This is a genomic window from Sphingomonas sp. Leaf357 (assembly GCF_001423845.1).
Lineage (GTDB): Bacteria > Pseudomonadota > Alphaproteobacteria > Sphingomonadales > Sphingomonadaceae > Sphingomonas.
Map to the genome: position 1 here is coordinate 2,321,774 of NZ_LMPM01000001.1, position 11,421 is coordinate 2,333,194.

The 11,421-nt window shown below is 67.3% G+C and carries 7 protein-coding genes; 1 reads left to right on the forward strand and 6 read right to left on the reverse strand.

The features are described 5' to 3' along the window. Window positions 1-90: 90 nt before the first annotated feature. The 6 genes from nagE to ASG11_RS10960 form a co-directional block, all read right to left on the reverse strand. Window positions 91-1,800, reverse strand: coding sequence for an N-acetylglucosamine-specific PTS transporter subunit IIBC (gene nagE, locus ASG11_RS10935; protein ID WP_055778931.1), 1,710 nt, complete (start codon window positions 1,798-1,800; stop codon window positions 91-93). Further along, window positions 1,797-4,307 carry a phosphoenolpyruvate--protein phosphotransferase gene (ptsP, locus tag ASG11_RS10940; RefSeq protein WP_055778934.1) on the reverse strand — a complete coding sequence of 837 codons (2,511 nt, stop codon included), beginning with the start codon at window positions 4,305-4,307 and terminating at the stop codon, window positions 1,797-1,799. Before ptsP ends, nagE begins: the two co-directional genes overlap by 4 nt. Before the next feature lie 3 nt (window positions 4,308-4,310). Continuing rightward, a complete protein-coding gene (nagA, locus tag ASG11_RS10945; protein WP_055778936.1) occupies window positions 4,311-5,456 on the reverse strand; it encodes an N-acetylglucosamine-6-phosphate deacetylase in 1,146 nt (381 codons plus the stop codon). After that, window positions 5,453-6,460, reverse strand: coding sequence for an SIS domain-containing protein (locus ASG11_RS10950; protein ID WP_055780735.1), 1,008 nt, complete (start codon window positions 6,458-6,460; stop codon window positions 5,453-5,455). The genes nagA and ASG11_RS10950 overlap by 4 nt, the downstream gene beginning before the upstream one ends. Before the next feature lie 101 nt (window positions 6,461-6,561). Further along, a complete protein-coding gene (locus tag ASG11_RS10955) occupies window positions 6,562-7,299 on the reverse strand; it encodes a GntR family transcriptional regulator (RefSeq protein ID WP_055778938.1) in 738 nt (245 codons plus the stop codon). Window positions 7,300-7,368: 69 nt separating this feature from the next. Next, entirely contained in the window at window positions 7,369-8,148 is a 780-nt protein-coding gene (locus tag ASG11_RS10960) for a copper homeostasis protein CutC (protein WP_055778940.1), read from the reverse strand. A 403-nt stretch (window positions 8,149-8,551) separates the two neighbouring features. On the opposite strand from ASG11_RS10960, the gene ASG11_RS10965 reads away from it, so the two are divergent. After that, entirely contained in the window at window positions 8,552-11,293 is a 2,742-nt protein-coding gene (locus ASG11_RS10965) for a TonB-dependent receptor (RefSeq protein ID WP_055778943.1), read from the forward strand. The last annotated feature ends 128 nt before the right edge of the window (window positions 11,294-11,421 follow it).

Here is an 11,421-nt window from a genome sequence, read left to right on the forward strand (position 1 = left end):
CGTCCGATGATTCGGTAACGTCGCCTGTCGGCTCCGAGCCGAACGGATTCAGGCGCAGCGCGAGGCGGATTCAGCTTGCCCGATCGGAGACTATTCGGACTCGACGATACGGTGCATTGTCTCGGGAGCGGGGAGGAGGTGGATCCGTCCCGCAGGCAGCCGAACGATCGCCCGGACGCCGAGCGCCTCGATCGCGGCATCCGACATGCGGCCGGCGTCCTCCAGCACGATGCGCAGGCGGCTGCCGTGGCGGCGCGCCGCGCGGCAATTGTCCGCGCCGCCGATTGCGGCAAGCGCCGCCGGGGTCAGCGTGACATGGTTCGGGGCGGGCGGTGCGACTTCGGTCGGGGCGGCCACGGTGCCGCCGGCGATCGCATCGCGGATCTCGACCGCGACGACATCGGCGATCGGACCGAGCACGATCTGAAGCGCGTTCGCCGAGGGCCGGATAAGCCCGCGCGCGCCCAGCGTCTTGAGCCGAGCGTCGTCGACCGCTGCCTGATCCGCGACGATCAGCCGCAGGCGCGTCGTGCACGCACCGACGCTCGTCAGGTTCGCCGCACCGCCCAGCGCTTCGGCGAACGCTGCGCCTCGGCCGCCCCTTGCGACGGCGCCGGCCTCGACCGGCGCATCGCGCTCGCGGCCCGGCGTGGGTAGGTCGAAGCGGCGGATGACGAAGCGGAACAGACCGTAATAGATCGTGAAATAGGCGAGGCCGACGGGCAGCAGCAGCAGCGGGCGCGTCGCCTTGCCGTAGTTGAGCACGTAATCGAACAGACCGGCCGAGAAGCCGAAGCCGAGCTTGACGCCGAGTGCGTTCATCAGCGCCATCGACAGGCCGGTGAGCACCGCGTGGATCGCATACAGCGCCGGGGCCAGGAACATGAAGCTGAACTCGATCGGCTCGGTGACGCCGGTCAGCGCCGAGGTGAGCGCGAGGCTGAGCAGCATCCCGCCGACCGCCTTGCGCCGATCGGGCGCGGCGGCGTGGTACATGGCCAGACAGGCGGCGGGCAGGCCGAACATCATCACCGGGAAGAATCCCGCCATGAACGCGCCGGCCTGCGGATCGCCGGCGAAGAAGCGGCCGAGATCCCCGGTCTTGCCGTGATAGTCGCCGACGACGAACCAGGCGATATTGTTGAGCAGATGGTGCAGCCCGGTGACGAGCAGCAGGCGGTTGAGCAGGCCGAACGCGAACAGGCCGTACCCGCCCGCACCGATCACCGCATAGCTGAGCCCGTCCACCCCCGCGCTGATCGCGCCGAAGCCCGGCCCGACGATCAGCGCGATGCCCAGGCCGGCAAGGCCGCTGACGATCGGCACGAACCGCCGTCCGCCGAAAAACGCGAGATACTCGGGCAGCGCGATCGTCGAGAAGCGGTTGTAGAACCCGCCACCGATCAGCCCGGACAGGATGCCGAGCGGCACGTCGATCCGTGCCACGGCCTTCGCCTTGAACGCCGCGGCCGCCAGCGCGGTCGCGGGTCCGGTGAAACCGGTGAGCGCGGCGGGCGGCACGGCGATCAGCGCCTGCGCGCCCTGCGACGCGACGAGGTAGCAGACCATTCCGGCGAGACATGCCGCGCCATTGCCGTCGCGCGCGAAGCCGGTCGCCACGCCGATCGCGAACAGCAGCCCGAGGTGCGAGAAGATCGCATCGCCCGCCGCGCTCAGCAGTGCGATGTCGAGCAGGTCGGGCTGGCCGAGCCGCAGCAGCAGGCCGGCGACCGGCAGCACCGCGATCGGCAGCATCAAGGCTCGGCCGAGTGGCTGGAGCGTTTCGAGCACGGACTTCATCGGCGGAACTCCCGGGCGAGGGCGCGAACTTCGGCGGCCGAACCGCACGACAAGGCGTCGTGCGCGAGCGCTCGGCAGTCCGGCAGCGTCAGCGTCGCGACCAGCGCCTTGATCTCCGGCACCAGCGCGGGCGCGCTCGACACCTCGGTGACGCCGAGGCCGATCAGGATCGGCACCGCGAGCGGATCGGAGGCAAGGCCGCCACACACGCCGGTCCAGCGCCCGTTGGCCGCGGCCCCGTCGCAGGTCTGGCCGATCAGGGCGAGCACCGCCGGGTGCAGCCCATCGAGCGAAGCCGCGACGGCGGGATTGCCGCGATCCATCGCCAGCACATATTGCGTCAGATCGTTGGTGCCGATCGACAGGAAATCGGCCTCCCGCGCGAGCAGATGCGCGGTAACGGCGGCGGCAGGCGTCTCGACCATGATGCCGAGCGAGACGGGATCCCGATGCCCGGTCGCTTCGATCGCGCGGTCGAGCGCGGCGCGGACGGCGCGCAATTCGGCGAGGCTGGCAACCATCGGCACCATGACGCGGCATTGCCCGGCGGGGCGGACCGCGAGGATCGCCCGCAACTGCGCATCCAGCATGTCGGGAAAAGCGAGGCCGACGCGAATGCCGCGCAGGCCGAGCGCGGGATTGTCCTCGGCCGCGATCGGCAGATAGGGTGCGGGCTTGTCGCCGCCGATGTCGAGCAGACGGACGATCAGCGGACGTCCCGCGAGCGTATCGGCGATGCGCTGATACTCGGCGGTCTGCTCGGCGACATCCGGCGCGGACTCGCGTTCGAGGAACAGGAATTCGGTGCGCAGCAGCCCGCAGCCCTCGGCCCCGTTGCGGATGGCGATGTCGGCATCGTCGGCCGATCCGAGATTGGCGAACGCCTCGATCCGCACGCCGTCCTGCGTACGACATTCGCGGCCGGCATCGGCAAGCGCGGCGGTGCGGCGGTCGCGCTGTGCGGCGATCGCGGTCTGCGCGGTGGCAAGCGATGCGGCATCCGGCGCGACGTGCAACACGCCCGCGCCGGCATCGAGGATCAATGGCGTGCCGGCGGCGATCCGCGCCAGCGCCGAGCCGACCGCGACCAGCGCGGGCAGGCCCATCGTCGCTGCAAGGATTGCGACGTGTGAGGTCGGTCCGCCGCGTTCGACGCAGAAACCGACGATCGTCGTGGTGTCCAGCCCGAGCAGATGCGACGGCAACAGGTCGTCAGCGAGCAGGATCGTGCCGTGCGGAAAGGCGATCCGCTCGTCGGGATCTTCGCCGGCCAGCGTGCGCAACACCTGACGTTCGAGATCGAGCAGGTCGTCGGCGCGCTCGGCCATCCGGGCATTGCCGGTCGCGCGGAGCGCATCGGCCTGGGCGCGGGTCGCGCTGCGCCAGGCGAACCCTGCGCTGTCGCCCCGTGCGATCGCGGCATCGGCGGCGTCCGTCAGCGCCGGGTCCGTCAGCAGGGCGGCGTGCGCCTCGCGGATCGCGCCTTCGGCTTCCGTCGCATCGGTCGAACGGAATGCGACGCGGCTGAACACCGCGGCAAGGGCGACGTCGAGCGCGCGGCGTTCCGCTTCGACCCCGTTACCGGCCTGCGCGACCGCGATCTCGGCGAGGCGGAAGAGACCGGCCTCCCCGATCGCGATGCCGGGCGATGCGGTGACCCCTCGCAGGCGGCCGTCGGCGGGCAGGGTGGTGGTCGCCGGAATGACCAGCGGGAGAGCAGGCGCGCTTGCCGCAGGCGAATCCGCGCCTTCGCCCATCCCTCCGAGGATCAGATCGGCGACGGCGGCGAGCGCCTCGGCAGCATCCGGGCCGGTCGCTTCGATCGTCACGTCGTCGCCCAACCGCACGCCCAGCGCCATCAGTGCCACGGGGCTGCGCACGCTGGCGATGCGATCGTCCTTCGCGATGCTGACCTCTGATACGAATGCGCGCGCCGCCGCGCCGATCCGCGCCGCCGGGCGCGCATGGATGCCGTGGGCCAGGGGCACAACGATCGTCCGCCGCACGCCGTCGCCCGCGACGATCGCCGCATCCGCCGCGCGCTCGTCGCGCCGGACGAGTGTCATCAGTGTGTCGCCGATCGCGACCAGCCGATCGATCTCGTGGCCCTGAATCGTGAAGCGGTCGGAATTGGTGACGATCACGGGCGTGATCACGGCGGGTGTCTCGCACACCAACAGGTCCAGGTCGAAACGGATCAGCGGATCCCCGCGATCCACGCTCGCGCCCTCTTCGACCAAAGGCGTGAAGCCACGCCCGCCGAGCGCCACGGTGTCCAGCCCGATATGCATCAGGATCTCGGCCCCCTCCGGACTGCGCAGCGTGATCGCATGGCCGCTCGCATGGACGCTGAGCACGACCCCGTCGCAGGGCGCGTGCAGGCAGTCGCCGGTGGGATCGATCGCGACGCCGTCGCCCATCATCCGTTCGGCGAAAACGGCATCGGGCACCGTATCGAGCGACGTCGCCCAGCCCTGCATCGGCGACGTCAGGAGGATAGCCGCCATGCCTCAGACCCCGTCGCTGATCTTGACGCCGCCGATCCAAGTACCGACGGGTGCAAGATCGCGGCTGAGGCGCACCCAGTCGGCGCGCAGTCCGGGCGCGAGCGCGCCGCGTTCGTGCGACAGGCCGAGAAACGCGGCCGGGTTGGTCGATGCCATCGCCACGGCGGTCGCGACGCCAGCGCCGGTGCGCTGTACGAGATTCCGCACCGCCCCCGCCATATCGAGATCGGAGCCGGCGAGGGTGCCGTCCTCACCCACGCATTTGCCGTCCGAGACTTGGATCAGTCGGCCCTGCAGCCAGAAATCCTTCTCGACCGCGCCGACCGAGGGCATGGCGTCGCTGACCAGCATCAATCGGTCGTGCGGTCGCGCGTTGAGCGCCAAGCGCAGCGCCGCATCGTGCACGTGCAGCCCGTCGGCGATCAGACCGCAATAGACTTGCCGATCGTCGAGCGTCGCGCCGACCACGCCGGGCGCGCGGTGGAGCAAAGGCGACATGGCGTTGAACAGATGCGTGATGCCGGTCATCCCCGCCGCGATCGCCGCAACGGTCGTCTCGTAATCGGCATCGGTATGCCCCGCGCTGACGATCACGCCGGCCGCGACCAGTCGCGCGATCGTCGCGGGATCGGTCAGTTCGGGCGCGAGCGTCACCATCACCCGGCCGCTGCGCGGGCGCGTCAGCAGCGCGATCATGGCCTCGTCCAGGCGACGGAATTTCGCAGGGTCGTGGATGCCCTTGCGCGCCAAATTGATCCAGGGGCCCTCGATATGCGCACCGATCACGCCGGGCACGGCCGCCACGATCGCCGCATCCATCGCGTCCAGCGTCGCCGCGATCACGTCCGGCGTATCGCTGATCAGCGTCGGCATGAGGGCGGTCGTGCCATAGGTCGCGTGCGCCGCGCCGATCGCGGCGATCCCCGCGACGGTCGGCGCATCGTTGAGCAGCACGCCGCCGCCGCCATTCACCTGCGTGTCGACGAAGCCCGGCACCAGCCAGCCGCCGTCCAGATCGATCGCGTCGCCATTGAAGCCCGCCAAGGGTGCGATGGCTGCGATCCGGTCATCCTCGAGCGTGATCGTCGCGCCGTCCAACGCGCCATCGGCGGTCAGAACGGTGCCGTTCGAAAATCGCATCATGCTCATACCGTTCTGGTCACCTTGCTGAGATGGAGCGGCGCATCGGGATCGAGCCCGCGCCGCAGCGACAGCCGGTTGGCCATGCGATAGAAACTCTGGATCATCAGGATCGGTTCGATCGCGGGATGCCCGGCGAGCGCGACGGGCGCATGGTCGCATCCCGCGCTGGCATCGGCCAGGCAGACGACCGCGCCGCGACCCGCGAATTCGCTGGCGGCGGTGCGCACGCCGTCGCCCGCCATGTCGGACGTGGCGAACGCGATCACCGGAAAGCCCTCGCCGACGATCGCCATCGGTCCGTGGCGGACCTCGGCGGCGCTGAACGCCTCGGCATGCAGCGCGCACGTTTCCTTCAGCTTGAGCGCGGCTTCCTGCGCTATGCCATAGCCATAGCCGCGACCGATCACGAACAGGTTGGTCGCGTACGTCAGCGCATCGACCATGACGGACCAGTCGAGCGCGAACGCTTCGGTCAGGCCATCGGGCAACATGGCGAGGCCGTCGCGCAGATCCGTATCGTCGGCCCATTCCGCGGCCAACGCGGCGAAGGCGGCGAGCGCGCAGATGTAGGATTTGGTAGCCGCGACAGAGCGTTCCGGCCCGGCCTTCAGCGCAATCATCACGTCGGCATTCTTGGCGAGCGGCGACGTCTCGTCATTGACCAACGCGATGACATAGGCGCCGGCGGTACGATAGGCCTCGACCGTGGCGAGCAGATCGGGGCTGCGGCCGCTCTGCGATACCGCGATGACGATCGCCGCGCCCGGTGCCATCGGTGCGGCGTAGACCGACGATACAGACGGCGCGGCGGACGCGACCGGCACGCCGACCAGGGTCTCGATCAGATATTTGCCATAGGTCGCGGCGTGGTCGGACGATCCACGCGCGCAGGTGACGACCACGGCGGGCGGCATGCCCCGCAGCCGGGCACCGAGCGTCACGAACGCATCGCGATTGGCGGCGAGCATCCGTGCGACCGCCGCGCTCGCCTCGGCCGCCTCGCAGTGCATCAGCGTAGCGGGGGGGCTTTGGTCGTCGGACGCGGCATGGCCCGGATGGTCGGTCGTCTCGATCACTATAAGCCCCCCGGCCGACGCATCGCGCGCCGGCGTCAGATATCGTTGAGTTCGGCGACGAGGTCGTAGGCGTCGCCACGGTAATAGGATTGCGTGAATTCGGCCGCGCGCCCGTCCCGCAGGAAGCCGCGGCGTTCGATGAACAGCCCGGCATGGCCAGGATCGACGCCGAGCATCCGCGCATGTTCGGGGCTGAAATGCACCGCGCGCAAGCGTTGCAGCGCGCGCACCGGGCGATTGCCCGCCGCATCGAGCGCGGCGTAGAGCGAATCTTCCACCGCATCCACGGCCGGCAGGCAATATCCGGCGATCGTCGAATATTCGAGCGCCATCGGCATGTCGTCGGCATAGCGGATACGCTGGAAGCGATAGACCATCGAGCCGGGCGACAGGCCGAGCGACAGCGATTCCTCGGGCGTCACGAGCCCGGAGGTGCGGCTGACCCATTCGCTGGTCGGGGTGCGGCCGCGCGACACCATGTCCTCGGAGAATGACGACAGCTTGGAGAAGCTCTTCTCGACGCGCGTCGCGACGAACGTGCCCGCGCCGCGCCGCCGCGTCAGCAGGCCTTCCTCGACCAGCCCGCCGATCGCCTTGCGCACGGTGATGCGCGAGACGGCATATTCGACCGCGAGGTCTCGCTCGGCGGGGATCGCATCGTCCTTGGCCAGCACGTTGCGGTTGATCGCGTCGCGGATCAATTGCTGCAACTGGACATAGAGCGGCGCGGGATTGTCGGTGCGGAACTGACCGATGCTGGCGGAGAAGGTCATAGTGGTACTTTCGATGATGCCGGACAGCCGATTTGAGGGTAGCCATCCGGACAACGGTTCACGGATACGTCATGGATTGGTATTATTCAAGCGTTGCATATGGAAACTGTCCAGCCGAGATCGCAGCGCTCGCACGCGTGCGACATCGGTGTAACGGCGGGCGCCATCGGCAAAGCCGAAGCGGCGTTGGCGCATGTCGGCGTCGGTCGGCTCGGTGGTCGAAATTGCGCTGCACGAGGCGTGGATCTCACCGATTCCGGTTTCGAGGATCGCGCCGACATTGCTTGCATCGATTCCGCTGCCGGCGAGGATGGCGATCCGCCCCGCGGCCTGGCGGTGCAGCCGGGTCAGCATCGGCAGCGCATCGATCGCGCGCGGTTCGCCGCCGGAGGTCAGGACGCGCTCGAACCCGAGCGCAACGGCGGTCTCGAGCGCTGCCGGTAGGTCGTCGCACATATCGAACGCACGATGAAGCGTCAGGGAAATACGATGGCCGCGTGCGTGGCCTTGCGCGCCGACGTGCGCGGTGAGCTCTGCCAGCAAACGCCTATCGAGCGCTCCGCCGCGTGTCGCGCCGATCACGACGCCGGCAAGTCCGGCCTGCGCGGCGGCGTCAATATCGGCCGCCAGCATCGCCGCTTCGCGCGCATTATATTCGAAACCGCCCTCGCGCGGCCGAACCAGCATGTGGACGGGGATCGGCGCGGTCGCCGCGACGGCGATCAGGGACGGTGGCGGCGTAAGCCCGCCGACCGATAGAGCGCAGCACAGTTCGATGCGATCCGCCCCGCCCGCGACCGCAGCGTCCAGCCCGGCCGCGTCGCCCACGCAGACTTCCAGAAGGGTCATCGCCTCGCCGCGTGACGGCTAGCGAAGGGACCGGTGCGAATCACCGTCTGGCAGCAGGCGGTGTCGAAAGATGCTGTCATGAACTGGTCCTATCTTGAACTGGTTCTAACATGGATCGTGCTTATTGCGACACATTCGCCACCAAGACAGCATTTTCCGCCCCGACCGGTCCAGGCTTAAATCATTGATAACCGGTGACAGTATGGGAATTGATAGGATATCTTGCCGCAAGTCATGAAAATGTAATTTCGCGATAGCGCGCAATGCTCGGATTGGTTATAGATTGCTCACCTCAACGCGCGACATAAGGTACCAAAAAGATACCGCGTGCGATCGGGGCTCGGACGATGCAGCCGTCCTGCATCGGGGCGACGCGGAAGCGTCGATTGGAAGGGGCTGGGCAATGACGTTTCGCAATCAGATTCTACTCGCATCGAGTGCCACAATGGTCTGCGCTGCGGCCGTTCCCGCCGCAGCGCAGACCGCGCCGGCGCAACCGAATGAAGACACCGAAGTCGTCGTCACCGGTATCCGCCGCAGTCTTCAGGATTCCATCGCGACCAAGCGCCGCGCCGACTCCATCGTCGAAGTGATCAGCGCCGAAGCGGTCGGCAAGCTGCCCGATACCAACATCGCGGAGTCGCTGGCGCGACTGCCCGGCGTCACGGTCGATCATCAGTTCGGCGAGGGCGAGCAGCTGTCGATCGCGGGGGTCGAGCCGGCACTCAATCGCCTGACGATCGACGGCCATTCGGTCGCGTCGGCCGATTGGGGCGGCAACCCGTCGGACCGTTCGAGCCGGTCGTTCAACTATTCGCTGCTGTCGCCGACGATCATCAGCCAGGCGATCGTCTACAAGACGCCCGAGGCGCGGATGCAGGAGGGCGCGATCGGCGCGACCGTCGACATCGTCACGCGCAAGCCGCTCGATCTCGAAGCGAACACGATCTCCGCCAATGCCGGCGGGCAGTATAACGACCGCTCCGATCGTGGCAGCTTCCGGGGATCGGCGCTCTACAGCTGGCGCAACGACGATGAGACGTTCGGTGTGCTGGGCGCAGTCAGCTACGACCGCGAGCAATTGGCGCGTGCCGGCGTCGCGGTCTATTGGTATCGCACCGGCGCAGCCTTGCTGGAGACGGCGCCGACCACCGCGACCGTCAACGGCACGGCGATCAGCGCACTTTCCGCTGCCGACCGCGCCGCCTTCAGCAACGCGCGCTATGCCTCGTTCCTGGCGCACGAATATTTCCGGCAGGAGCGCAAGCGGTTAGGCTTCAGCGGCGCGCTCCAGTTCAAGCCGGCGGACAACCTCTCGCTTGTCGCGAGCGCCCTGGTCATCCGCGGCAATTACGACAACGTTTCGAGTTCGGAATACACCTATGGGTATGAAGGGTCGCGAATGACCGCGGCGACCTTCACACCCGCCAGTGGTGCCAGCCCCGGCATCGTGACCTCGGCGACGTTCACCGGGCTGCCTGCCGGCTCGACCGGCGCGACCGGCCAACTCGACACCAATTACCGCCGCACGCGCATCAAGAACGATACCTATTCGCTGCTGTTCGATTGGAAGCCCGGCGGCTGGAGCGTCACCGGCAACGCCGGCTACACCCGTGCATCGGGCGGCAAGGATCCGGAATATCTGCTCGATTTCCGCACCCAGCAAGGCTTCACGGCCGGTGCCAACGGCCGCGACACGGTGGTGAACTGGGATTCTCCCGCCAGCGATGCGTCCAAATGGCTGAGCAACTTCACCGCGTATGGCGGCGAGAACCTCAGCGCCGGCGATCAGGCGGCCAATGGCGGCCAGAATTTCTTCGGGCGTCAGATCGGCGGCATCCCCACCCAATCGGGTTTCACGCTGGACAAGGAAGTCTTCGGCGAGGTGAATGCCAAGCGCGAGGTCAATTGGGGGCCCGTCGTCAGCCTGTTGTTCGGCGGCCGTTTCTCCCAGCACGAGAACAGCAACACGACCTACAGCAACGCGATCTTCACCAACCAGAACTTCACCTTGGCGGATCTCAACCCCTACGTCTTCGGGACCGATGTCTATAGCGGCCTGGGCACGTCGGGCAACGGCACGCCCTATGCGACTCTGACCGCCGACACCATCATCGCGGCCTTGCAGAAATACGGCACGGTCAGCGTCTCTCGCGGCCTTGCCTATAGTGAATATTGGCTGGTCAAGGAGCGCATCGCGGCGGGCTATGTCCAGGCGAATTTCGAACTCGGCAAATTTCGCGGCAATATCGGTGGTCGCTACATCAACACGCGCGCGCAATCGAATTTCTACTCGTCGATCGGTGGCGTCTTCTATCCGACCCGCGTCACCAACGACGACAACCGGTTCCTGCCGGCGGCAAACCTGATCTTCCAGGCCGGCGACGATGTCGTCATCCGTGGCTCGGTCGCCAAGGTGATCGCCCGCGCGCGCTACAGCGATCTTGCCGGTACGCTGACGGTCGATGACGCCAGTCGCTCGGGGACCGCGGGCAATCCGAACCTGAAGCCTTATGCCGCGACGAATTTCGGTATCTCGACCGAATGGTATTTCGCGCCGGGCAGCCTGTTGTCCGCCGAAGTCTTCTACCGCGACATATCAAACTATATCAGCAACAGCGTCGACAACGGGCCGGATGGGCAGGGCGTGCCGCTGACCAACCTTCAGACCGGGCAGACGCTGAGGTACGCGATCACCCGCCCGGAAAATGGCGGCAAGGCGAGCGTCACCGGGTTCTCGATCTCGGGCAATGCCAACCTGATCTGGGGCTTCGGCATCATGGGCAACTATACCTACGCCGATGCCGATACCGGCTTCGCCACCGGCCTGCCATTCCTGTCGCGCAACACGATCACGATCCAGCCTTATTACGAGCGAGGCCCGTTCCAGGCGCGGGTCAGCTACAACCGCCGCTCGAAATATTTCTACCGCTTCGGCCGGCAGCAGTCGCAGGACTATACCGACGCCTATCGTCAACTCGATGCGCAGGTCTCGTACAGCATCACGCGAGATCTGTCGGTGACGGCGAGCGCGAGCAATCTGCTCGATGAAACCTATTACCAGTACAGCTCGACGCCGGATGCGCCGACATCGATCTACAAGAACGGTCGCGTGTTCAAGCTGAGCGCGACGGCCAAGATGTGATTCGGTACGTCGCCGTGTTCTCCGGGGCGCGGCGGCGCTATCGATCGTGGGCATGCAATGCTGTTGAAACGACGATGGAGCATCGCAACCCGGCATGACTGAGATTGCCAGACATTCTTCCTCCCCCC

Bases quoted from the DNA above. Each gene is read 5' to 3' on its own strand.
- nagE (WP_055778931.1), bottom strand. From the start codon at position 1,800: ATGAAGTCCGTGCTCGAAACGCTCCAGCCACTCGGCCGAGCCTTGATG.
- ptsP (WP_055778934.1), bottom strand. From the start codon at position 4,307: ATGGCGGCTATCCTCCTGACGTCGCCGATGCAGGGCTGGGCGACGTCG.
- nagA (WP_055778936.1), bottom strand. From the start codon at position 5,456: ATGAGCATGATGCGATTTTCGAACGGCACCGTTCTGACCGCCGATGGC.
- ASG11_RS10950 (WP_055780735.1), bottom strand. From the start codon at position 6,460: ATGCACTGCGAGGCGGCCGAGGCGAGCGCGGCGGTCGCACGGATGCTC.
- ASG11_RS10955 (WP_055778938.1), bottom strand. From the start codon at position 7,299: ATGACCTTCTCCGCCAGCATCGGTCAGTTCCGCACCGACAATCCCGCG.
- ASG11_RS10960 (WP_055778940.1), bottom strand. From the start codon at position 8,148: ATGACCCTTCTGGAAGTCTGCGTGGGCGACGCGGCCGGGCTGGACGCT.
- ASG11_RS10965 (WP_055778943.1), top strand. From the start codon at position 8,552: ATGACGTTTCGCAATCAGATTCTACTCGCATCGAGTGCCACAATGGTC.